This is a genomic window from Nocardia sp. No.11, assembly GCF_038752175.1.
Lineage (GTDB): Bacteria > Actinomycetota > Actinomycetes > Mycobacteriales > Mycobacteriaceae > Nocardia > Nocardia canadensis.
This window is the reverse complement of the sequence record NZ_JBCGFB010000034.1, coordinates 24,473-46,399: the sequence shown is the minus strand read 5'-3', so window position 1 is coordinate 46,399 and position 21,927 is coordinate 24,473. Positions and strand designations below refer to the sequence as shown.

Genomic DNA, 21,927 nt, shown 5'->3' with positions numbered 1-21,927 from the left:
GGAGTGCCGATGAGCTACGCACCGCCCAGGCACTCCCTGGCGCCGCGCCCGGTCCCGCCGTGGTTCCGCGACGCCGAACTCGGCATCTTCGTGCACTGGGGTCCGTACTCGGTTCCGGCCTTCGCGGCGCCAGGGACCGCGGACTACACCTCGTTCATGCGTGATCTCACCACCGGCGCGACAACCGCGGACCGGATCCCGTACGCCGAGTGGTATCTCAATTCGATGCGGGTTCCCGGGTCCCCCACCGCGATGCATCACGCCGCCACCTATGGTGCGGACTTCGGCTACACCGACTTCCAGCCCCGGTTCGACGCGGCCGCGCGAGCGGTCGACGTCACCGACTGGGCCGACCTGTTCACCGAAGCGGGTGCCCGATACGTCGTGCTCGTAGCACGCCATCTCGACGGATATCCCCTGTGGCCGACAGCTATCGGCAATCCGCACATGCCGTCGGACTACCGTTGCTCCCGCGATCTCGTCGGCGAACTGTCTGTGGCCGTGCGGCAGCGGGGTCTGCGGATGGGCCTCTACTATTGCGGCGGCATGAACTGGACCTTCCGGACCACGCCGCTGCGGACCATGACCGACCTCATTCGCCATCAGGCCCTGGGCCCCGGCTACGCGCGCTACGCCACCGCGCAGTGGCGCGAGCTCATCGACACCTACGCGCCCTCGATCCTCTGGAACGACATGGGCTGGCCGGCGCAGGTGGATCCGCACGAGATCATGGCGCACTACTACGACACGGTGCCCGACGGTGTGGTGAACGATCGCTGGATGCGCCCGAAGCTGCCGGGAAACCGGTTCGCCCGTGCCGCGTACCTGCGCTTCCTCGAGCTGGCGCTGCGGGCGATGGGCGCGCTCGGTAGGCCGATTCCCGACCCGCCCAAGGACTTTCACTACGACTTCGCGACCCACGAATACGCCGTCCCCGCCGCGGCGCCCTCGGGTGCGTGGGAACTGACCCGGGGCCTGGGCCGGTCCTTCGGGTACAACGCCGCGGAGACCGCCGCCGATACACTCACCGGGGTCCAGGCGATCCACCTGCTCGTGGACGTGGTCGCCGCCGGCGCCAATCTCCTGCTGAATGTCGGCCCCGACGGCGAGGGACGGATTCCCGAGCTCCAGCGCGAGCCGCTGCGCGCCCTCGGCACCTGGCTCGGGCGCAACGCGGAGGCGATCTACGACACGGTCGCCGGGGACCGGACCGCCACCACCACGACCGACGGGCACGCGGTGCGCTTCACCCGTCGCGGCGACACGGTGCACGCGATCGTGCTCGCCGACCAGCCCGTCGGCCCGATCACCCTGCGCGAGCTGACAATCCCCGACAGCGCCACGGTCGGCCTGGTGGGCGGGCCACCGGCGTTGACCTGGAAGCGACGCGAGGGCGACCTGCTCGTCGAACTGCCGGCCGGGGCCGCGCCGCAACAGCACGCCTTCACGCTCGCGATCACGGGGTGGTGATGACCGGGTCGGGACGTCGCGACGTGCGCACCGTCACCGAGCAGGCCCGGCGCGCCCAGATCGTGCGCGCGGCCATCGATACCATCGCCGAAACGGATTACGCGCGTTCTTCTTTCGCGGCGATCGCCCGCCGGGCCGGACTCAGCAGCACCGGGATGATCTCCTACCACTTCCGGGACAGACAGGACTTGATCACCGAGGTGATGCGAACCATCCTGGCCGACTTCACCGCCTTCGTGGTGGCCCGCACGGAGCCGGGCACCGCCGCCGACCAGCTCGCCGGGTTCCTCGCCGCGAACAGCGCGTTCCTGCGCGAGCACCGTCACCATCTGGTCGCGATGCTGCGCATCCAGTCCGCCTCCACCGACAGCGCGATCCTGGGCGAGCTCGCGGCCGCGGATCGGGCGAAGCTGGCCGACCTGCTGGCCCGTGGTCAGCGCGACGGCGAATTCCGGGCCTTCGACACCGACATGATGGCCGGGTTCGTGCTGTCCCTGCGCAACGGCGTGATCGCCCGCGTCGCCGCCGAACCCGACTTCGACCTCGCGAGCTGCACCAGCGAACTGCTCGCCGCGGTCCGGGCTGCCACCACGGCGGTTGTCAGTCCTCGGCCGGCGGCGCCACCAGATCGGCCATCGGCGTCAGCGGATTGAGCATCACACCGACCTGGCGCAGACTGCTGTCCACGATCGCCCAGATGGCCCCCTGCAGGTAGGACGACAGTTCGGCGGCGTCCATCGGTTGCATGGAGCGGCTCAGCCAGCGGTTCACACTGCCGTCGACGAAGCCGACCAGGCCGAAGGCCATCGGCTCGGCGATCGTCACCGGCGCGGACTGGGCCCGCAGCGCGTTCTCGAACACCTCACGGACGGTGCCCGCGATCGCGATCTTGGTGCCGGAGACGATCGGTGAATTCGGCCGCTTCTCCGCCGCCGACCCGGCGCCGAGGAAGTAGTGCAGCCGGGGGTTGGCGGCGATCCAGCCCACGTAGGTGTCGACCGAGCGCGCGATGGCCTCGGCCACGGTGCCTTCGGGATTGAGAGTCGGGGCGAGCACCGCCATCAGGTCGTCGACGATGCGGGCCCGCAACTGTTCGTCGAGGTCCTGGCGGTCCTTGAACAGCCGGTACAGCACCGACCTCGGCACCTCCGCGAGATCGGCGATCTCCTGCACGCCCACCGAGGCGCCCTGCCTCTGCACGGCCGTCAGCGCCGCCGTGAGAATCCGGTCCCGACGCTCGGCGCGGTGCCGGTCCCACCGACTGGCCCGGCCATCAGCGCGCTGTGCGGTCACATTCCTCCCATCGGGCACCGGATCGGGGCGATCCGGCCCGGACAGTATCCCAGCCGGGTCCGGTACCCGGCCGAGGCGGACTCGGGACAGATCCGTGGCCATCGGCGATCCTGGTGTGGTCGGGGACGAACGCCGACGGAGAGGACCCGATCGATATGACGACCGCGTCGGCCGTGATCGCCGCAGCGACGTTCTGCTGGCTGGGCATGGTGCTGGCCATCTCGTTCCTGGAGGCACCACTGAAATTCCGGGCGCCGGGGGTGACCGTGCCGATCGGGCTCGGCATCGGCCGGCTGGTCTTCCGCGCGCTCAATATCGCCGAACTCGTCCTCGCCATCACGATTCTCGTCGCCATCCTCCTCGACACCCCCGGCACGGCGGCGACCCGGACGCTCACGGTGGCGATGGTCGTGTTCGCCGTCCAGGTCGCGATCGTGCGCCCGCGCCTGACCCGCCGCAGCGACGCCGTGCTCGCCGGCCTCGACGCACCGCGATCGCACAGCCATCACGCCTATATCGCGCTCGAGGTCGCGAAGGTCATCGCCCTGCTGATCGGCGGCATCCTGGTCTTCGCCCACAGCGTGCCCTGAACGGCCACCCGACAACAGACAGTCGAGTTGACATCGTGCGTAATACTGTAACGCATGAGTTCCAGTCCGGTCGAGACGACGATCACCGACGAGTCCGCCCTCGGCCTGGCTGCCGCGATCCGCACGGGTGCGGTGCGCGCCCGCGCTGTGGTCGATGCCCACATCGCCGTGCTCGAACGGTTCGCTCCCGCGACGAACGCCGTCGTCGTCGAGCGCTACGCGGCCGCGCGCGCCCAGGCCGACGCGGCCGACGCGCACCTCGCGACCGGCCCCGCGACGCTGCCGCCGCTGTTCGGTGTGCCGATCACCGTCAAGGAGTCGCTGGCCGTGGCCGGGCTGCCCAATACGGCGGGGGTCCTGGCCCGCAGGCACGTCCGGCCGACCGCGAATGCCACTGTGGTGCACCGTGTTCTGGACGCCGGTGCGATCGTGCTCGGGTTGACCAACACCGCCGAGGGCTGCATGTGGATCGAGACCGACAACCGCGTGTACGGACGCACCAGCAATGTCCACGACCGGACCCGCACGGCGGGCGGGTCCTCCGGCGGCGAGGGCGCGGCGGTCGGCAGCGGTGGATCGCCGCTGGGCCTGGCCACCGATACGCTCGGGTCCATCCGCATTCCGGCGTTCTGCAACGGCGTCTTCGGGCATCGTCCGTCGACCGGCCTGCTGCCGACCACCGGCGCCTGGCCCCCGCCCTACGGCGTCGCCGCGCTGTGCGCGAACGGCCTGATCGCCCGCCGCGCCGACGATCTGCTGCCGCTGCTGCGCATCATGGCCGGACCGGACGGTATCGACCCGCTGGCGCGGGACATGGCACTCGGCGACCCCGCGACCACCTCGCTGCGCGGGGTGCGGGTCGTGCTGCTCGACGGGGCGTTCGCGCCCGGCGTCGGCCGCGAAGTGCTCGCCGCCCGCGATCGCGCGGCCGCCGCGCTGGACAACGCCGGCGCCGAGATCGTCCGGGTCCGGATGCGATCGCTGCGCATGATCGGACTGTTCACCGCGATGGTGCTGGCGAAGGAGACCGGCATCAGCTTCGCCGAGATCATGCGCGGTGAGGGTGCCGACATCCTGGCTCCCCGACAACTCGTCGACCCACGCGGCGACCACACCCTGCCCACCCGGCTGCTCGCGCTCGGCGAACTCCTCGCCGCCCGCGTGCCCGCCGGCCCCGCGCGCCGGATCACCGGCGCCGCTCACGAGGCCGCCGCCGAGATCGCCGAGACCATCGGTGACGGTCTGCTCCTGCATCCCACGCTCACCTCCGTAGCGCCGCGCCACGGCCACACCACCGGCCGGCCGTGGCACACCGACGCGGTCGCCCCCTTCAGCCTCGCCGGGCTGCCGGTGACGCAGGTGCCGCTGGGCCGGGGCGCCCACGGTCTGCCGCTGGGTGTACAGGTGGTCGCGGGTGCGGGCCGCGACCACCTGTCGATCGCCGCGGCGCTCACCCTCCAGGACGCCTTCGGCGGGTGGGTGCGGCCACGGCTGTGACCGCGCTCAGGCGGTCACCGACGCGTCCCGGGGCAGGCCGAGCATCCGCTCACCGATGACATTGAGCTGCACCTCGGTCGTGCCGCCGTAGATCGTGGTGGCGCGACCGGCGATCAGCTGTTCCATCGCGTGGTCGCTGCGCTCGCCCGGCACCGACACGACACCCGCGACCCCGAGTTCGGCGACGACGAACTCCGAGATCGCCTGTCCCAGGCCCATTCCCAGCAGCTTGCCGACGCTGGACGTGGTGGACACGTCGATGCCGGAGAGCTGTTTGAGCACCACCCGCGACCCGATCACGTCGACCGCCCGGCTCTCGGCCATCAGCTCGCCGACGTGGTAGCGCGCCACCGGCGAGAGCTCCCGGCCGATCGCGAACCGCAGCAGGTCGGTATCGGTGGCGTAGGCCTCCATCTTCTGACTCAGCGCCACCCGCTCGCCGGCCAGCGTCGTGCGGGCCACGTGCCAGCCGTCGTCGACCGCGCCGACCACGTTCTCGTCGGGGATGAACACATCATCGAGGAACACCTCGTTGAACAGCGCCGAACCGGTCATCTCCCGCAGCGGTCGGACGGTGATGCCCGGTGTCGACATGTCCAGCACGAAATAGGTGATGCCCTCGTGCTTGGGCTTGTCCGGGCTGGTGCGGGCGATCAGCATCGCCCAGTCCGCGAACTGCGCGACCGTGGTCCAGATCTTCTGACCGCAGATGCGCCAGCCGCCGTCGACCTTGGTCGCCTTGGTGGTCAGGCTCGCCAGGTCCGACCCCGCGCCGGGCTCGCTGAACAGCTGGCACCACACCAGTTCGCCGCGCAGCGTCGGCACGACGAGTTCCCGCTTCTGCCGTTCGTCACCGTGCGGGACGATCGCGCCGACCGCCCAGGTGCCCATCAGCAGCTGCGGCATCGGGATGCCCGAGGCCTTGATCTCCTGCGAGATCACCACCTGCTCGAGCGGGGTGGCCGACCGGCCGTAGGGGCGCGGCAGATGCGGCAGGTTCCAGCCGCCGTCACCGAGGGCGACCAGTTGCTCGTCCTCGTCGTCGATCGCGGCGATCACCGCCAGTTCCGCGCGGATCGCGGACCGGATCTGTTCGGCCTCGGCGGGCAGTTCCAGATCGCTGGACAACGTCGCACCCGCCAGCGCGTACCCGGCGACGGTCTCCGCCCGGACGTCGCGCGCGCCGAGCTGTCCCCGCAGTGCGAGCGCGCGCCGGTAGTACAGGTGCGCGTCGTGCTCCCAGGTGAACCCGATGCCGCCGTGGACCTGGATGCAGTCCTGGGCGACCTGGACCGCGGCGTCGGGCACGATCAGCGCGGCGACCGCGGCCGCGTAGTCGGCGTTCGCGTCGTCCCGGTCGAGAGCGAACGCGGCGTCCCACAGCACCGCCCGCGCCTTCTCCAGCGCGATGCCCATGTGGGCGCACTTGTGCTTGACACCTTGGAACTGCCCGATCGGCCTGCCGAACTGCACGCGGGTCTTGGCGTACTCCGCCGCGGTCGAGACACACCACGACATCACCCCGACCGCCTCGGCGCCGAGCACCACCGCCGCCACCGACCGCACCCGCGCCGAGGACACCGTGAGCACGCGCTCGGCGGGCACCTCGACCGAATCCGCCTGCAGCCGAGCCGCTCCGCGCAGCACGTCGACGGAGTCCTGCGCACTCACCGTCAGGTCGACGTTCTCGAACGCCACCCACCGCTGCGCGCCGTCGACGGCGACCGGCGCGAGGACCACATCCGCCGACACCGCTGCGGTCACGCCGTCGGCGGTCCCGTCCACGACCAGCGCACCGTCGTCCCGCAGGACACCGGTCAGCCCCGGGGACAGGGCGACCGCGCCGGTGCGCGAACCGTCGGCCAGTCCGGGCAGCTGCGCCCGCGCCCATGTCCCGCCGTCCTGGGCGAGCACCGCGCTGGTCAGCACGGTCGGCACGAACGGACCGGTGTGCAGCCCGCGCCCGAGCGGCTCGAGTGCGACGGCCAGGGTCAGCAGACCCGCGCCCTGTCCACCCAGTTCCTCCGAGACGTGCAGGCTCAGCAGATCCTGGGCGACGAGCGCGTCCCAATACGGCAGCTGCTTGCCCGACTCGGTGGATTCGACTGCCGCGCGGATGATCTCGGTGGTGACGGTGCGCTCGACGAAGCCGCGGACCGCGTCGGCCAGCGCCAGATGGTCCGCGCTGACGCCGACGCCGAGCTCATAGCTGGTGCGTGCCATGGCTAGTTCGTCTCCTTCAGCCGAGCGGCGACCTCGTCGATGGTCCACGGACCATCGGTCTCGACCGTGCGCACGTCGTGCCAGCCGGCCAGTTCGACGATCGCGCCGCCCTGCACTGCGAACACCTTGCCGGTGAGCGGGCAGTCGGCCTCGGCCAGGTGCGCGACCAGCGGCGAGATGTTGGCGGGGGCGAACGCGTCGAACTCGCCCTCGGGGACCTCGGCGGCGAACAGCGCGCCCATGCCCGGGGTCGCCAGGGTCAGCCGGGTGCGCGCGATCGGGGCGATCGCGTTGACCCGCACGCCGTAGCGTTCGAGCTCGTCGGCGGCCACCAGCGTCAGCGCGGCGATGCCTGCCTTGGCCGCGCCGTAGTTGGCCTGCCCCGCGTTGGGCATGAAGGTGCCCGAGGCCGAGGCGGTGTTGATCACCGACGCCGCGACCGCGGTACCGGCCTTGGACTGCGCCTTCCAGTACGCCGCGGCGTGGTGCAGGGTGGCGGCGTGACCCTTGAGGTGCACGGCGATGACCGCGTCCCACTGGGATTCCGCCATCCCCGCGATAAACGCGTCGCGCAGGATGCCGGCGTTGTTGACCAGCACGTCGAGCGAGCCGTACTCGCCGACCGCCTGGTCGACGAGGGCTTTCGCGCCCGCCCAGGTGGCGATGTCGTCGGTGTTGGCGACCGCCCGGCCACCGGCGGCGACGATCTCGTCGACCACCTGCTGGGCGGGCCCGGCGTCGCTGCCCGAGCCGTCGTTGGCGCCGCCGAGGTCGTTGACCACGACCTGCGCACCCTCGCGGGCGAACAGCAGTGCGTGTTCGCGGCCGATTCCGCGTCCGGCGCCGGTGACGACGGCGACGCGACCGTCAAGCTTTCCCATGAGTCTGTGTCTCCTCGTTGAATTCGACGCGGCCGTCGGTGATGGCGATCTGTCCGGCGGCTTCGGTCTCGAAGGCGTAGGCGGTGACCCCCGGCGCGGAGTCGGCGCGCCACAGGGTCGTGGTGATGTCCTGGCCCGGCAGCACCGGTTTGGCGAAACGCACGGCGAGACGGCGCAACCGCGCGGTGTCACCCTCGGCGAGCTCGGTCAGCGCCGCCCAGGAGGTGAACGCCATGGTGCACAGACCGTGGTTGATGATGCCGGGAAGTCCTGCCATGCGGGCGATCTCGTCGTCGAGGTGGATCGGCATGGGATCACCGGAGGCGGGCGAGTAGCGGAAGGTCTGGTCCTGATCGATGTGCGCGGTGACCCGCGCGACCGGCTCCCCGGCCCGGTCGGCCTCGGTGATCCGGTGATCGGGAGCGAGCTCCCCGGCACCGGCGCCGGCGTCGACCTTGCGGAAGAACGCGGTCATCCACTGCTCGTTGACGAGTTCTCCTGCCGCGTCCCGGGTTTCGGCGTAGACGACCACGGTCGACCCGTTGGGCTTGCCCGCGTAGCCGATCGGCTTGGCCCGCACCACCAGGTCGTCACCGGCCCGGATGGGGCGATGGAACCGGAAGTCCTGTTCGCCGTGGACCAGCTTCATCAGCAGTTCCACCGGCGCCACCGACAGGGCGGCGGGCGCCATCGAGGTGAACACCGGGACCACCGCGAACACCGGTGGGGCGATCTCGCCGGCCAAGTGCGCCGCGATCGGGTCGTTGGTCGCCGCGGCGTATTCCGCGATCCGCTCGGCGGTGACCGTGAACCGCTCCTCGTCGGTCCACTCCCCCAGGCCGGAGCCGTCGAAGACGACTCCGGCCGATTCCGCGGTGGTCACGCGGCCGAGCCGACGAGCTCGGTGAACTTCGCCATCGACTCCTTCAAGTCGGCCTCGGCGTGCTTGGCGACGGCCTTGCCGATCGGGCCGACGATCATCGTGCCCTTGAAGCTCGCGTCGAACGCGGCGCTCGAGCCGGTGGCGGTCGGTTCCACCTTCAACGCGAATTCGACGGTGACACCGGCCATGCCGGTGCCGGTGATCTTGAGGTAGGTGTTCGGGTCGACCTCGGCCACGGTCCATTCGATCTTGTTGGCCATGTTCATCACCGACACGACCTCGATGAACCGCGCGCCCGCGGTCAGCTCGGCGGGGAGCTCGCTGCGCCAGCCCTGGTGGATGGTCAGCCAGTCCTCCCAATTGGCCAGATCGCTCAGGCGTGCCCACGCCTGCTCGGGGGTGACAGGGAGATCGGTGGAAACGGTCACAGATGCCATGGGGTTACTCCTCGATGATTTCGTGGGGGGATCAGCGGACGGCCGGGCGGTAGGCGGTCACCACGACCGCGCCGCCGAGACCGATGTTGTGCTGCAAGGCGATGCGCGCGCCGTCGACCTGGCGGGCGTCGGCGGTGCCGCGCAGCTGCCAGGTGAGCTCGCTGCACTGGGCCAGGCCGGTCGCGCCGAGCGGGTGGCCCTTCGAGATCAGGCCACCGGACGGGTTGACGACCCAGGTGCCGCCGTAGGTGGTGGCGTCGTCGTCGACGAGACGGCCGCCCTCGCCCGGCGCGCACAGGCCCAGCGCCTCATAGGTCAGCAGTTCGTTGGTGGAGAAGCAGTCGTGCAGTTCGATGACGTCGATGTCCGCGGGGCCGATACCGGCCTGCTCGTAGACCTTCAGCGCCGCGGTGCGCGACATGTCGGCCCCGACCAGATTGATCGCGGTCGGATCGGTGAAGGTGGACTGCAGGTCGGTGACCATGGCCTGCCCGACCATCTCCACCGCGCGATCGGCCAGCCCGTGCCGGTCGACGAAGTCCTCGCTCGCCAGGATCACCGCGCCGGAGCCGTCGGAGGTGGGCGAGCACTGCAGTTTGGTGAGCGGGCCGTAGATCGGCTTGGCCGCGAGGACTTCCTCGAGACTGTATTCCTTCTGGAACTGGGCGTACGGGTTGTTCACCGAGTGCTTGTGGTTCTTCACCCCGATTTTCGCGAACTGCTCGGCGGTGGTGCCGTAGCGCTGCATGTGCTCCTTGCCCGCGGCGCCGAACATGTACGGCGCGGGCGGCATCGCGAACTCCTGTAGTTCGGCCAGCGCCAGCAGGTGCCGCATCATCGGCTGCTCACGGTCGTCGAAAGTCGAACCCAGCGAGCCCTTCTGCATCTTCTCGAAGCCCAGCGCGAGGGTGCATTCGGCCAGCCCGCCGCGGATCGCCTGCGCCGCGAGGTATAGCGCGGTCGATCCGGTCGAACAGTTGTTGTTGACGTTCACCACCGGGATACCGGTGAGGCCGAGCTCGTAGACCGCGCGCTGACCCGAGGTGGACTCGCCGTACACATAGCCGACATAGGCCTGCTCGACCTGGTGGTAGTCGATCCCGGCGTCGGCGAGCGCCTTCGTGCCCGCCTCCCTGGCCATGTCGGGATAGTCCCACTCCAGTTCGCCGGGCTTCTCGAACTTCGTCATGCCGACGCCGACGACGAACACCTTCTGTGTCATGTACGCACTCCTGTGTGCCGCGCGCCCCCGGTATGTGGGACACGATGTCCCTGTATTTAGGTTGGACACGACGTCCAGGTCAATACCTGGGTGACACCAGTATCCGGACAGCACACAGCCCCAGATCACGCGCGAACAACGCTGACCTGCACAGATTTAGTGAGTCATATGTCCCGAATACTTGGACACAGTGCGACAAGCCCCCGAGAGCGAGGGTGAGACGAGCTAGTCGACCAGCGGGTCGACGGGGATGCCTTCGACGGCGCGCAAGCGCTCGGCGAAGCCGATCAGAATCTCGTGCGACTCGACCGACAGACCATCGGCCAGCGCGATGAAGCGCTCGAAACCGGGATCGGAGAACGGCCTGCGCCGACCGACGACGACCCGAGCACCGACCGGAACACTCGACGACATCCGCACTCCCTGGACACTGCAGCGAACCTCACGCGACCGCCCGCTGCCCCGACGGTCGAGTTCGAAGGAAAACTAACATAGCTGAACGTTTGCGGATACTTCAGCGGCGGGTGCGCGATGTCGCGCTCCACCGCATCCTGGGCAGCGCGTCCTCGTTCTCGATCTCCGACAGACTCACGCTGATCAGCACGAGCATGGTCACCATGCTGATGATCCCGATCAGGGGCCCCAGCAGCTGCATCGCCTCCACACCCGGCGGCGGCGCCGAGCTGTGATGCCCTTCGTGCGCACGCATCGCGGCCATCCCGGTGTAGTGCATCCCGCATACCGCGACACCCATGATCATCGCGGCGCCGACCGTCGCCAGGAACCCCTTGACGCGCAGCGTGAACCACAGCGCCACGATCGAGGCGACCACCGCGATCACCATCGATGCCGCGACGAGCCGAGGGTCATAGGACAGGGCGGCATGGGACTTCATCGCGGACATGCCGGTGTAGTGCATGGCGCCGACACCGAGGCCGGTGATGGTGCCGCCGCCGATCAGCGACACGAGCGTGGGTTGCGGCTTGTTCACCATGAACAGGCCGATCCCGACGACGATCATCGCCGTCGCCGCGCTGAGCAGCGTGCGCGGAACGTCGTAGCGGATCTCCGAGCCAGCGATGGAGAAACCGAGCATTGCGATGAAATGCATGACCCAGATGCCGGTCCCGCCGATGGCGACCGCGGCACTGATCAACCAGCCCGCGCGCCCCTTACCGGCATTGCGTCCGCGCGCCGCGCACTGCAACCCGAGCAGGCAACCGAGGAAGGACATGAAGTAGGCGAGAACGGGGATGATCCAGCCGTAGGAGAAGTGATAGATGTCGAGCACGCCGTGCAACCCTCGCATCGGTGCCACAGCCCTGCTGTGGCACAACGAAATCCGACCTGCGGCGAGAATACTGAACTACCGGCAAATTTCCAGCATTTGGACACTAGTCCAGATGGTAGTTTTGATCACAGAAGACTTCTCTCAGTGCGTATGTGACGGATTGCATCGTTACCCCCAATAACTACCGTCGAGATTTCACCACCGATTCGCCGGAGTACCCTCCCATGGAAGCCCTTCGGCATTCGGTCAGCAATTCCGGTCTCGATACGTCGGACAACTGGGCAGGTACGCATATTCAGCTGCCGCGAAACATGTTTCGCGCCTCCGTCCGATAGATTGCGGAGATTCGAATTCGGGCGATCATCGGAGGACCGTGCAACAGGTCGCAGTGGCGATCGGCGCCGCCGGGTGATCGCCGTGCCTGCGGCGTTCGCCCGCAACTACCTCGACGGCCCGGGGCGGGTCTGGCTCGCGGAACTGCCGGGCACGGTCGCCGAGCTTCTCGGCCGATGGTCGTGCACCCCCGACGGGCCGACGATGCACGGCGAAGTGGGCATCGTGGTGCCGGTCCGGCATCGGGAGCTGACCCCCGCGGTCATCAAGGTCTCGTACCCGCACCCCGGTATCCGCCACGAACCCGACGCCTTCACCGCGTGGCAGGGTCGCGGGGCGGTCCGGCTCCACGAACGCGACGACGGCCGGTACGCGATGCTGCTCGAGCGCGCGGGCGCCACCCTGGCGACCGTCACCGATCCGGAGCGGGCCGTCACGATCCAGGGCGCGCTCACCCGCAGGCTGGCCGTCGAAGCGCCCGCGGGCCTCCCCCGGCTCGCCGATCAGGCGGTGGACTGGGAACGCGATATCCGCGCCACCGCACCGGCGCTCGGCGAACCACTGCCCCGCCGGGTGATCGACGCGGCCCTCGCTACGCTCCGCGAACTCGGCCCCGACCAGCCGAACCTGCTCGTCCACGGCGACCTGCACGATGCCAATGTGCTGGCGTCCGAGCGGGAACCCTGGCTGGCGATCGGCCCCAAGTGCATGGTCGGCGATCCCGCCTGCGATGCCCTCAACGTGATCCGCAGCCCCCGGTTCGATCGCGACCTCCGCGCGGCGCACCCGAAGGCGAGAATCCTGCGCCTGCTCGACATCTACTGCGACGCAGCCGAGATCGACCCGGCCCGCGCACGTCGCTGGACACAGGCCGGCGCGGTGCGGGAGGCGCTGTGGGGCCGCGTCCACGGCGATCCCGAGTGGCTGGTCTTCGCAACCGATCAGCTCGCCACCGCCCTGACGTGAAGCCCGGCGAGACAGATCGGCCCTCGATGTCTCGGGGAGTCGACATCGAGGGCCGCCGCGAGCGGGTCTACCCGGGTCAGTAGGTGTACAGATCCCAGCCGCCGATGACCTCGACGCACTCCCACTGCGCGCCACCGGTGCTCGGCGAGGCGCCGTCGGCGGCGCAGGCTTCGTAGGTGGCGTAGTTGCCGACGAAGCCACTCAGCATCGGCGCGGGCGCGGCCGAGGCCAGGCCCGCGCCGGCCACGGAGGCGGCGGCGATCACGGTGGCGGCGATCACGGACTTGATGGTCATGGTGTTCCTTTCGTCCCGACCCGGTCGTCTCCGGGCCGGGACCAGAGAACCAAAGCGCGCGTGAGGATTTCATGAGCAGCGACGATGAGCTTTTCGTGATGCCGCGATGACGCGGCGCCCCTCGGGGCTTGCCTTACGCTCGCTTCTCGTGCGTGTGCTGGTGGTGGAGGACGACGAGGGTCTGGGCCGGGAGATCGCGACGGGGCTGCGGGCCGCCGGTTTCGCGGTCGACCTGGCGCTGCTGCTCGTCGACGCCGATGTCGACATCTCGGTGAACAGCTACGACGTGCTCGTGCTCGACCGCGGCATGCCCGACGGTGACGGCCTGCTGTTGCTGGCGGCCCTGCGCTCGCGCGGGTGCCGGATACCCGCGCTGGTTCTGACCGCGCGCGACGGCCTGTCCGACCGCATCGCCGGCTTCGAGCACGGTGCCGACGACTATCTGAGCAAGCCCTTCGCGCTCGCCGAACTGGCCGCGCGGGTGCGGGCGCTGTGCCGCCGCCGCGACCAGCCGCTGCCCGCCCTGCTCCGGCTGGGCGATATCGAGATCGATCTGCCGCGGCGCCGGGTCCAGCGGGCCGGCATCCTGCGCTCGCTGACGCCCAAGGAGTTCGCGGTGCTGGAACTGCTGGCGACGCGGGCGGGCTCGGTGGTGTCGCGCTCGGACCTGATCGAGGCGTGCTGGGACGAGATGGCCGAACCGAATTCGAACGTGGTCGACGCGGTGATGGCCGGTTTGCGCCGCAAACTCGGACCGCCCCCGGTGATCGACACCGTGCGCGGCGCGGGCTTCGTCCTCGGTGGCGCCGCGTGCGTGTCCTGATCCCCATCTCCGACGCCCGTCCCGCGGTGGCCCGGCTGCGCCGTACCCGTGTGCAGCTCACCGTGCTCATCACCGCGATCACCACGCTGTGCCTGATCGTGCTCGGGCTGGTGGCCGCGGTGATCGATGCGAGGTCCCGTGACCAAGCCCTCGACAGCGCCCTCGACCGGGTCCTGACCGGGCTGGGGCCACGGATCTACCTCGACGACGACGATGCGGTCGACACCTCCGAGCTACCGAGCGATCAGCTCGTCGGCGGTGAGATCGCCATTCTGGTGCTGACGCCGGACGGCACCGGCGGCTGGACCGTGCACTACGGCCATCTGCGTTCCCACATGCCCGCCGAGTCCGGGATCGCGGCCACCGCCGATGCCGCGACGCGCGCGCCCGGCGACACGGTCTACTGGGATTCGATCGACAGCGCCGGGCGTCGGGTTCGCCTGGCGGCGGCCGTGTTCGGCTGGGCGGACTCCGACCGCGAAGCCGTGCTGATCACCGGTGCCGACCCCGACGGCTGGGATCGGGGGCGGGCACTGCTGCTGTGGGCGCTGATCGTCGGCGGCGCGGTGATGGTGGCGGCCTCGGCGGTCGGCGGGCATCTGCTCTCGGGTCGGAGCATGCGCCAGGCGCTGGTGCTGCTCGACGATCAGGAACGCTTCCTGTCCGACGCCGCGCACGAACTGCGCACCCCGCTGGCCACCCACCGGCTGGTGACCGCGCCGGGGCGGCACACCCCGGCCGAGGCCGAGCAGGTGCTCGCCGATGTGCACGCGCTCGGCGCCAAGATGGAGCGGGTGGTGACCGGCCTGCTCGCCCGGGCCCGCATGCGGTCCGGGGTCACCACGATGGAGCGGGCGCAACTGCTGCTCGACCAGCTCACCGAGTCGGTCGTCGACGAATTCGACAATCCACGCCTGGTCCTGCACTCGAATCCGACTGTGGTAGTGGGTGATCCGCACCTGCTCGGGCTCGCGATCCGGAATCTGATCGAGAACGCGATCACCCACGGTGCGGTCGATCCGCGGGCGCCGGTGGAGATCTACGTCGGCGAGGGCCGGGTCTGCGTCCGCGACCACGGCACCGGTCTGGGGCCGCGGCTGTCGTCGAACCCTTTCGATCGCGGCGTCACCGCGGGCCGGGGCAGCGGCATCGGCCTGGCGTTGGTGGCCTGGATCGCCGAACTGCACGGCGGCACCGCCACCATCGAACCGGTGGCGGGTGGCGGAACCCTCGCGACGCTGGTCCTACCGCCGCCCAGCGCGACGCTCTGACGGCTCCGCGGTCGCGGCCGAGTGTCACCGGGGCGCGCTAGATTCGACACCGCACACCCATCGCCACCGGAGAGGGTTTCGATGACACCGCTGGTCCGCGTTCAGAACTTCTCGATCTCCCGCGACGGCTACGGCGCGGGTGCGGGGCAGAGCCTCGAGCACCCGTTCGGCCACGCCGACCCCGCCGACTTCATGTCCTGGGCGGGTGCCACCGCGCACTGGGTCAATCGGACCGCCCCCGGCGGCACCTATGGCCTCGACGACTACATCATCCGCGATTACGCGATCAATATCGGCGCCGAGATCATGGGGCGCAACAAGTTCGGTCCGCAGCGCGGCCCGTGGGAGAACCAGGACTGGCAGGGCTGGTGGGGCGACGAACCGCCGTTCCACACCCCGGTCTTCGTGCTGACCCACCATCCTCGACCGTCGTTCACCCTGTCCGACACCACGTTCCACTTCGTCGACGCGTCGCCGAAGGACGCCCTCGCACAGGCCATGGCGGCCGCCGACGGCAAGGACGTCCGGATCGGGGGCGGAGTCGCGACCATCCGGGCGTTCCTCGAGGCCGATCTGATCGACACCATGCACGTGGTCGTCGCCCCGGTCGAACTCGGTCGTGGAGAACGATTCTGGACCGGCCCCGAGGAGTACACCGGCCGCTTCCACCTCGAGCGGGTGCCGAGTCCGAGCGGAGTGGTGCACCACTTCTTCTGGCGGCGCTGACCCCCTGCGACATATTCCTGTACTGGTATCAGCGAGTTCGCGGCTATCGGCCACCCACGGTGACGGCCCGGGTCGCCGTGTCGGCGATCTGCTCGTCGGTCAGCCCGCTGTGCTGGATCAGCGCGTGGGAGAGCACGATGCGCACCACGACCTCGGCCGCCGCCGCCGGCGGCAGGGCCAGGCCCTCGCCCGACCGCGCGGCGACGATCGGCGCGGCGAGCGCGGCGACCGTCTCGACCAGATTCAGTTCGGCGTCGCCGTGCTGGATGGCGACGTCGAGCAGCCAGGCGGGCTCGTGGGTCCGGAGGTAGCGGAATGCCGGATGCTGTCGCAGGTAGGCCAGTGCGAACAGGGTGGCCGAGCGCACGACCTCGGGTAGCGGCGCGAACAGATCGATCGCGCCGTAGGCGGCCGCGACCATCGCCGCGACCTCGCTGCGCCCGACCGCCGCCACGAGCCCGTCCTTGTCACCGAACTCCCGATAGGCGGTCGCACGCGAGACCCCGGCCCGTTCGGCGACCGCGAGCAGGGTCAGCGAATCGAGTCCGCTCTCGGCGATCAGCTCGAGCGCCGCCACGCGCAGCGCGTCCGATGATCTGGTCGTGGAAGCCATGCCTCTTTCTACACCGACGGTTGCCACGCCTCATCGACTGAGACTAATCTTCATTTGAGTCTCAGTTCGTGACGGCGACGACGCCGGTGTTCGCTGAGATCTGACAACGGAGTCGGAGGACAGATGAACCCCAGGACAGACATCGGGCGGGGCCGACGCGGCCATGCCGTGGTGTTGGGAGCGAGCATGGCCGGGCTGTTGACCGCCCGGATCCTGAGCGAGGCCTTCGACAGCGTCACCGTGCTCGAACGCGACGATCTGTCGGCACCCGGCGATCGGCGGGGCGTCCCGCAGGGCAGGCATGTGCACGCACTGCTCGCCCGGGGCAAGCAGAACATCGAAAGCCTGTTTCCCGGCATCACCGCGGAACTGCTCGCCGACGGCGCGGTCGAGTGCCGGTCGCTGAGCGAGATGCGGATGACCATCTCCGGGCACACCCTGCGTCGGTCCGACAGCGGATACTCGCTGCTCCAGGCCAGTCGGCCGTTCCTGGAACGGCGGGTGCGCCGCCGCGTGCGCGCGCTGCCGAACGTCGAGATCCGGGACCGCACGACCGTTCACGGGCTGATCGCCGACGCGGCGAACGCGCGTGTCACCGGAGTCGACGCCGAGGACGGCGGCGGTCGCCGCGCGCTCGGCGCCGACCTGGTGGTGAGCTGCCTCGGCCGCCACGGCCCGATCGACGACTGGCTCGCCGAGCTGGGCTATCAGCGGCCCGCCGAGGAGGGCCTGCGGATCGACATGATGTATGCCAGCCGGTATCTGCGGCTGCCCGCGGGGGCGATCGGCGGCGACAAGGAAATCGTGATCGCGGGCCGGGATCCCGCCCGCGGACTCGCCTTGTTCGCGATCGAGGACGGTCTGCACCTCCTCACGCTGATCGGCTACGGCGGGGACCATCCGCCGACCGACGCCGACGGGTTCTGGCGTTTCGCCGCCTCGGTCGCGCCGCCGGACGTGCGTCGCGCGCTGGTGGACGCGCAACCCCTCGGCGAGGTCAGCACCTACCGTTACCTGGCCAATCTGCGTCGCCGCTATGAGCGTCTGCGCCGGTTCCCGGACGGCCTGCTCGTGCTGGGCGACGCGGTGTGCAGCTTCAGCCCCGCGTTCGGTCAGGGCATGACGGTGTCCTCGCTGCAGGCGCTGGAACTGCGCCGAGTGCTCGCCGCGGGCGACCACGCGCTGGCCGCCCGTTTCTTCCGCGCCGCGGCCGCCGCCGTCGACGACGCCTGGATGATCACCCGCCTGTTCGACCTGGCCATGCCGCACGTGGACGCACAGGGCGAGCCTCGACTGCGCGCCATCGGTTCGCTGGCGCAGGTCGCCGTCGCCATCGGAGCCCGCGATGCGACAGTGGGACAACGTATCTCACGCATCGCGGGTCTGCTGGACCGCCCGTCGGCCGTGTTCGCGCCGAGCGTCCTGCTCGGCGCGGCCGGGGCCACCGTCGGACTGGGGATCGACTGGCTGCGATCCGCCCGAGCCACCGCCGAACCGCGGCCTCGGCCGAGTGCCTTCGATCCGCTGCCGACCGGGCCCGCGCGGGGCTTCCATCTGCTCCCGGTCGCCTCGGTGCGCCGGGACACGCCGGACAGCACCCTCATCGAATTCTCGGTCCCCGATCACCTGGCGAACCGGTACTCCTACCTCGCCGGGCAGCACGTCGTGATCCGCGGCCTCCAGCACGGCCGACCGGTACGCCGCAGCTATTCCCTGTGCGATGCGCCCGGCGACGGGCGGTTACGTATCGCGGTCAAACACCAGGACGGCGGGGCCTTTTCGGACTTCGCCCGCGAACATCTCACCGTGGGCACCCCGCTACACGTCTCGGAGCCGACCGGAACATTCACCGCCACAACGTGTCCCGATCGGGCCGACCACTACGCGGCGGTCGCGGCGGGCAGCGGCATCACCCCCGTCGTCTCGATCATCGCGTCGGTGCTCGCCCACGAGCCCGGGAGCCGGGTCACGCTGCACTACGGCAGCCGCGACCGAACCAGCACCATGCTGGCCGACGCGTTGACCGCGTTGAGCACCCGTTTCCCGGAGCGGTTGCGCATCGTCCACCACCTGTCCCGCCAACACCCGCCGACCGGTGCCGGGAACGTCCGCTATCGGCACGGTCGCATCGACGCGGCGGCGCTCGCTGCCGTCGACGCCGATCACTGGTTCGTCTGCGGGCCCGCCGAACTCACCCGCTCGACCGTGTCGGCGCTGTCCGAGCGTGGGATCGCCGCCGACCGGGTGCACGTGGAGATGTTCGCGACATCCTCACCGGAACCCGCTGCGGCCCAGGCGCCTACACCGCCCTGCGAGGTGACGCTCACCGGCCACGGGGACGATCTGGTGTTCACCATGCCGCAGGGCCGCCCGATTCTCGGCGACGCCGTCCGGTGTCGCGACGACCTTCCCTATTCCTGTCTCGGCGGCTCCTGCGGCACCTGCCTGGCCTCGGTGCGCTCGGGCAGGGTCGTGATGGATCACGATCCCCTGCTGGCGATCAGCGCCGCCGACCTCGCCGCGGGCAAGGTGCTGGCCTGCCGGGCCCACGCCGAAGACGACGCGGTCACCCTCCGGTTCGGCGGCTGACGGCGATCAGCGCGGCGCCACCGCACGGTAGACCGACAGGAGGCGGTCCAGATGACGGGATTGGCGTGGCTCGTCCCCGTGCGCGGCCACTACCCGCCGCATCGCCTCCAGGCGCGTGCGGTCCCCGGCGAGGGCGGTCAGCACCTCGGCGAACGCGGCCGCGGTCGGATCGGCTGCGCGCACGCCGCCGCCCGCGGGCACGGTCTCGGACAGTTCGGGATCGCAGTACACGATCGGCAGTCCCATCGCGACGGCTTCCAGCAGCACCATGCCCTGGGTGTCGCAATCGGAGGTGAGCAGCAGGACGTCGTGCGTGCGCATGGCGGCCAGGCAGGCGGCCTGGTCCACCTCACCGTGCAGACGCACCCGCTCCCCCACCGCCCCCCTCGCCGCACCGACCCGGTCGGCGAGGGGGCCGCTACCGTAGACATCGAGCGTGCAGTGTTCGGCCAGACCGACCGCCGCGATCGCCGCGAGGGGGCGCTTCTCGGCCGACAGCCGTCCACACCACAGGGCCCGCAGCGGCGCCGCGGGGTCGGCCGCCGGCGAATCGGCACGGCGGAGGCGGTCGAGCATCGCGTCGTCGATGCCGTTGGACACCACCTGAATCGGGCGGTCGACGCCACGGGCGGCCAGCCTGCGGGCGAAGTGGTCGGTCGGCACCACCACCCGATCGGCCGCCTGCGCCTGGGCGAGCAGAGGACGCCAGGCCAGGCGCGTGGTCCGGCTGTCGCCGTCGTGGCGCGGTGTGCCGCGCAGAGGCACGAACCAGCCGTGCACCAGTCGCATGCTCAGTGCGGCGAGATACGGTGACGGCGAGTACTTCTCGATCATCGCGTCGTCGCGGCTCTGCATGCTCTGCACGACCGGGAGACCGTGCCTGCGGGCGGCGCGCACGCCGGCGATGCCGACACCGTAGGTGGTCAGCGCGTGGACGACGTCGATCGGCCCGCGCGCGGCGAACGCCGCGTCGAGCAGACGCCGGTTGGCCGGGGTCGGCAGGACCACGGGCAGACCGTTGTTCATCGACAGCGGCACCGTGCGCAGCAGCACCGTGTCGTCGTCGGGGTGCCCGGAACCCGGTGCGGGCGCGGTGAAGACGGTCACCCGGTGACCGAGACCGCGCAGCCCGTCGCACAGTGCGCGCTGGGCGGTCTGCACACCGCCGAGGGTGTCCGGGTGGAAGTCGGTGAAGATCGCGACGTGCACGCGCTCGCCCGGCTCAGGCCGTCGCCGCGACGGCGAGCCGTTCCACCGCGTCCGCGGCCGCCCCGACACCGTTCTCGGCGGCGACCAGGCGCCCGAGTTCGGCTGCCCGGTCGCGGGCTTCGGGTGTCAGCGTGCGCACCAGGGCGTCGTGGAGCCGGTCCGCGGTGAGCGCGGGATACGGGAAGTCCGCGCCGATGCCGAGCTCGGCGATCCGCCAGCCGTAGAAGAACTGGTCGCTGTGCACCCCGATGACCACCGCGGGTAGACCGGCGCGCAGCACATCATGGGTGTTGCCGCTGCCGCCGTGGTGGACGACCGCTCGGCAGCGCGGTAGCACCCGGTCGTAGTCGAAGGAGTCCAGTACGAACAGGTTCCGGTCATAGCCGATTCCGCGTGGGTATCTCTCGCCCTTGACCGTCACCAGGGCGCGGACGCCGAGACGACGGCACACCTCGGCGATCAGATCACAGCTGCCGACGGGGTCCAGGATCGGCATGCCGGTCAGGCAGAAGTAGACCGGGGGCTCACCCTCGTCGAGCCACGCGGTCAGGACCGGGTCTAGGTCGGCTTCCCCCCAGGCGCCGCGCAGCCGGGGCGGCAGGATCGGCGCGCCGACGACGGTCGAACGCTCGGGCCAGTCCGCGGGCTTGGGCAGCAGCACGGGACTGACCATGTGCACCAGGGGAATCCGGTCCTCGCGCATGCGGCGGAACGGATTGCGCGGCGCGCCCGGCAGTTCCATCAGTTCCCTGACCCGCCGGTCCACCCGCCGATAGGCCACCCCGTAGGCGAACTCGAACCCCGCGTAGCTGGCCAGCCGTAACCACCGCGACGCGAACATCTTCTTGACCATGAACGACGACGGGAATTCGCGCGTCCGCTCGAGCGGGTACGGCAGACAGCCGACCACCCGCTGGCCGGTCTTCTCGCCGCGCTCCATCGCCCACGGCAGCGTGGAGGCGCACGACACGATCACCTCGGCGCCCTCGCACGCCTCGGTGAGCACCTGGTGCATCCGCTCACCGCGCTCGCCCGCCATGATCTCGACCGTGTCGAGCATGATGCGCACGAACGGCAGTGTCTTGCCCGAGGACAAGGCCCGTTTGGCTGCGGGCGATTCCAGCAGTTCGGCGGAGTTGAACGGGATGACGTGCGGGGTGAAGCCAGACCGCCGCACCACGTCGGCGTAGTTCTCGGTGGCGGTGATCGTCACCGCGTGGCCGCGTGCGGCGAATTCGTCGGCCAGGGCGAGATAGGGCTGGTGATCGCCCCGGGTTCCCGCTGTCAGCAAGGCGATACGCATACTCTCGACTTC

Annotated in this window: 21 protein-coding genes; 9 read left to right on the top strand and 12 right to left on the bottom strand. The window is 70.2% G+C overall.

The genetic code is table 11. The features are described from left to right. The first annotated feature begins 9 nt into the window (after positions 1-9). Both V8688_RS13430 and V8688_RS13425 read left to right on the top strand, forming a co-directional pair. Positions 10-1,470 carry an alpha-L-fucosidase gene (locus tag V8688_RS13430; protein WP_342800920.1) on the top strand — a complete coding sequence of 487 codons (1,461 nt, stop codon included), beginning with the start codon at positions 10-12 and terminating at the stop codon, positions 1,468-1,470. Then, a complete protein-coding gene (locus V8688_RS13425) occupies positions 1,470-2,123 on the top strand; it encodes a TetR/AcrR family transcriptional regulator (protein WP_342800919.1) in 654 nt (217 codons plus the stop codon). Before V8688_RS13430 ends, V8688_RS13425 begins: the two co-directional genes overlap by 1 nt. Here V8688_RS13425 and V8688_RS13420 read toward each other — a convergent pair. Beyond that, positions 2,071-2,670 carry a TetR/AcrR family transcriptional regulator gene (locus V8688_RS13420; RefSeq protein ID WP_342800918.1) on the bottom strand — a complete coding sequence of 200 codons (600 nt, stop codon included), beginning with the start codon at positions 2,668-2,670 and terminating at the stop codon, positions 2,071-2,073. The two genes, V8688_RS13425 and V8688_RS13420, sit on opposite strands and share 53 nt — an antisense overlap. A 248-nt stretch (positions 2,671-2,918) precedes the next feature. Between V8688_RS13420 and V8688_RS13415 the strand changes: the two genes are divergently transcribed. Both V8688_RS13415 and V8688_RS13410 read left to right on the top strand, forming a co-directional pair. Continuing rightward, positions 2,919-3,353, top strand: a complete 435-nt coding sequence (locus V8688_RS13415) for a hypothetical protein (RefSeq protein WP_342800917.1) — start codon at positions 2,919-2,921, stop codon at positions 3,351-3,353. Between the two features lie 54 nt (positions 3,354-3,407). Next, positions 3,408-4,850, top strand: a complete 1,443-nt coding sequence (locus V8688_RS13410) for an amidase (protein WP_342800916.1) — start codon at positions 3,408-3,410, stop codon at positions 4,848-4,850. A gap of 6 nt (positions 4,851-4,856) precedes the next feature. On the opposite strand, the gene V8688_RS13405 is transcribed toward V8688_RS13410, so the two are convergent. The 7 genes from V8688_RS13405 to V8688_RS13375 all read right to left on the bottom strand — a co-directional run bounded on the left by V8688_RS13405 (position 4,857) and on the right by V8688_RS13375 (position 11,805). Then, positions 4,857-7,073: an acyl-CoA dehydrogenase gene (locus tag V8688_RS13405; protein WP_342800915.1), complete on the bottom strand. Its 2,217-nt coding sequence runs from the start codon at positions 7,071-7,073 to the stop codon at positions 4,857-4,859. A gap of 2 nt (positions 7,074-7,075) precedes the next feature. After that, positions 7,076-7,954 (bottom strand): SDR family oxidoreductase, encoded by an 879-nt coding sequence (locus tag V8688_RS13400; protein ID WP_218717826.1) that lies wholly within the window; start codon positions 7,952-7,954, stop codon positions 7,076-7,078. Further along, the gene (locus V8688_RS13395; RefSeq protein ID WP_342800914.1) at positions 7,941-8,837 is read right to left on the bottom strand and encodes a MaoC/PaaZ C-terminal domain-containing protein; all 897 of its coding nucleotides are present in this window, start codon (positions 8,835-8,837) and stop codon (positions 7,941-7,943) included. The genes V8688_RS13400 and V8688_RS13395 overlap by 14 nt, the downstream gene beginning before the upstream one ends. Beyond that, positions 8,834-9,274, bottom strand: a complete 441-nt coding sequence (locus V8688_RS13390) for an SRPBCC family protein (RefSeq protein ID WP_218717824.1) — start codon at positions 9,272-9,274, stop codon at positions 8,834-8,836. The genes V8688_RS13395 and V8688_RS13390 overlap by 4 nt, the downstream gene beginning before the upstream one ends. A 31-nt stretch (positions 9,275-9,305) precedes the next feature. Further along, positions 9,306-10,496, bottom strand: coding sequence for a lipid-transfer protein (locus V8688_RS13385; protein ID WP_316574576.1), 1,191 nt, complete (start codon positions 10,494-10,496; stop codon positions 9,306-9,308). Between the two features lie 225 nt (positions 10,497-10,721). Further along, a complete protein-coding gene (locus tag V8688_RS13380) occupies positions 10,722-10,910 on the bottom strand; it encodes a hypothetical protein (protein WP_218717822.1) in 189 nt (62 codons plus the stop codon). A gap of 100 nt (positions 10,911-11,010) precedes the next feature. Continuing rightward, the gene (locus V8688_RS13375; RefSeq protein ID WP_342800913.1) at positions 11,011-11,805 is read right to left on the bottom strand and encodes an MHYT domain-containing protein; all 795 of its coding nucleotides are present in this window, start codon (positions 11,803-11,805) and stop codon (positions 11,011-11,013) included. Positions 11,806-12,204: 399 nt separating this feature from the next. Here V8688_RS13375 and V8688_RS13370 point away from each other — a divergent pair, with 399 nt between their 5' ends. Further along, positions 12,205-13,086, top strand: a complete 882-nt coding sequence (locus V8688_RS13370; RefSeq protein ID WP_342800912.1) for an aminoglycoside phosphotransferase family protein — start codon at positions 12,205-12,207, stop codon at positions 13,084-13,086. Between the two features lie 76 nt (positions 13,087-13,162). On the opposite strand, the gene V8688_RS13365 is transcribed toward V8688_RS13370, so the two are convergent. Further along, complete coding sequence (locus tag V8688_RS13365; RefSeq protein ID WP_218717821.1) at positions 13,163-13,381, bottom strand: hypothetical protein; 219 nt, start codon at positions 13,379-13,381, stop codon at positions 13,163-13,165. Between the two features lie 148 nt (positions 13,382-13,529). On the opposite strand from V8688_RS13365, the gene V8688_RS13360 reads away from it, so the two are divergent. From V8688_RS13360 to V8688_RS13350, 3 genes are all read left to right on the top strand, one after another. Further along, on the top strand, positions 13,530-14,204 hold the full coding sequence (locus V8688_RS13360) for a response regulator transcription factor (protein WP_218717820.1): 675 nt from the start codon (positions 13,530-13,532) through the stop codon (positions 14,202-14,204). Further along, positions 14,192-15,475: a HAMP domain-containing sensor histidine kinase gene (locus V8688_RS13355; RefSeq protein WP_342800911.1), complete on the top strand. Its 1,284-nt coding sequence runs from the start codon at positions 14,192-14,194 to the stop codon at positions 15,473-15,475. The genes V8688_RS13360 and V8688_RS13355 overlap by 13 nt, the downstream gene beginning before the upstream one ends. An 81-nt stretch (positions 15,476-15,556) precedes the next feature. After that, positions 15,557-16,201, top strand: coding sequence for a dihydrofolate reductase family protein (locus tag V8688_RS13350; protein WP_218717818.1), 645 nt, complete (start codon positions 15,557-15,559; stop codon positions 16,199-16,201). 43 nt (positions 16,202-16,244) lie between these two features. On the opposite strand, the gene V8688_RS13345 is transcribed toward V8688_RS13350, so the two are convergent. Further along, positions 16,245-16,814: a TetR/AcrR family transcriptional regulator gene (locus tag V8688_RS13345; protein ID WP_218717817.1), complete on the bottom strand. Its 570-nt coding sequence runs from the start codon at positions 16,812-16,814 to the stop codon at positions 16,245-16,247. Between the two features lie 123 nt (positions 16,815-16,937). On the opposite strand from V8688_RS13345, the gene V8688_RS13340 reads away from it, so the two are divergent. Next, complete coding sequence (locus V8688_RS13340; RefSeq protein ID WP_342800910.1) at positions 16,938-19,403, top strand: FAD-dependent monooxygenase; 2,466 nt, start codon at positions 16,938-16,940, stop codon at positions 19,401-19,403. A 6-nt stretch (positions 19,404-19,409) separates the two neighbouring features. Here V8688_RS13340 and V8688_RS13335 read toward each other — a convergent pair whose 3' ends face one another. Together V8688_RS13335 and V8688_RS13330 are read right to left on the bottom strand one after the other, a co-directional pair. Continuing rightward, positions 19,410-20,612, bottom strand: coding sequence for a glycosyltransferase (locus tag V8688_RS13335; RefSeq protein WP_342800909.1), 1,203 nt, complete (start codon positions 20,610-20,612; stop codon positions 19,410-19,412). 13 nt (positions 20,613-20,625) lie between these two features. Next, entirely contained in the window at positions 20,626-21,915 is a 1,290-nt protein-coding gene (locus V8688_RS13330; protein ID WP_316574567.1) for a glycosyltransferase, read from the bottom strand. Positions 21,916-21,927 lie beyond the last annotated feature (12 nt).

What these genes read in the sequence shown, in the direction of transcription:
- V8688_RS13340 (WP_342800910.1), top strand. Translation starts at nt 16,938, where the DNA reads ATGAACCCCAGGACAGACATCGGGCGGGGCCGACGCGGCCATGCCGTG.
- V8688_RS13345 (WP_218717817.1), bottom strand. Translation starts at nt 16,814, where the DNA reads ATGGCTTCCACGACCAGATCATCGGACGCGCTGCGCGTGGCGGCGCTC.
- V8688_RS13410 (WP_342800916.1), top strand. Translation starts at nt 3,408, where the DNA reads ATGAGTTCCAGTCCGGTCGAGACGACGATCACCGACGAGTCCGCCCTC.
- V8688_RS13380 (WP_218717822.1), bottom strand. Translation starts at nt 10,910, where the DNA reads ATGTCGTCGAGTGTTCCGGTCGGTGCTCGGGTCGTCGTCGGTCGGCGC.
- V8688_RS13430 (WP_342800920.1), top strand. Translation starts at nt 10, where the DNA reads ATGAGCTACGCACCGCCCAGGCACTCCCTGGCGCCGCGCCCGGTCCCG.
- V8688_RS13425 (WP_342800919.1), top strand. Translation starts at nt 1,470, where the DNA reads ATGACCGGGTCGGGACGTCGCGACGTGCGCACCGTCACCGAGCAGGCC.
- V8688_RS13390 (WP_218717824.1), bottom strand. Translation starts at nt 9,274, where the DNA reads ATGGCATCTGTGACCGTTTCCACCGATCTCCCTGTCACCCCCGAGCAG.
- V8688_RS13415 (WP_342800917.1), top strand. Translation starts at nt 2,919, where the DNA reads ATGACGACCGCGTCGGCCGTGATCGCCGCAGCGACGTTCTGCTGGCTG.
- V8688_RS13375 (WP_342800913.1), bottom strand. Translation starts at nt 11,805, where the DNA reads ATGCGAGGGTTGCACGGCGTGCTCGACATCTATCACTTCTCCTACGGC.
- V8688_RS13385 (WP_316574576.1), bottom strand. Translation starts at nt 10,496, where the DNA reads ATGACACAGAAGGTGTTCGTCGTCGGCGTCGGCATGACGAAGTTCGAG.
- V8688_RS13350 (WP_218717818.1), top strand. Translation starts at nt 15,557, where the DNA reads ATGACACCGCTGGTCCGCGTTCAGAACTTCTCGATCTCCCGCGACGGC.
- V8688_RS13365 (WP_218717821.1), bottom strand. Translation starts at nt 13,381, where the DNA reads ATGACCATCAAGTCCGTGATCGCCGCCACCGTGATCGCCGCCGCCTCC.
- V8688_RS13330 (WP_316574567.1), bottom strand. Translation starts at nt 21,915, where the DNA reads ATGCGTATCGCCTTGCTGACAGCGGGAACCCGGGGCGATCACCAGCCC.
- V8688_RS13405 (WP_342800915.1), bottom strand. Translation starts at nt 7,073, where the DNA reads ATGGCACGCACCAGCTATGAGCTCGGCGTCGGCGTCAGCGCGGACCAT.
- V8688_RS13400 (WP_218717826.1), bottom strand. Translation starts at nt 7,954, where the DNA reads ATGGGAAAGCTTGACGGTCGCGTCGCCGTCGTCACCGGCGCCGGACGC.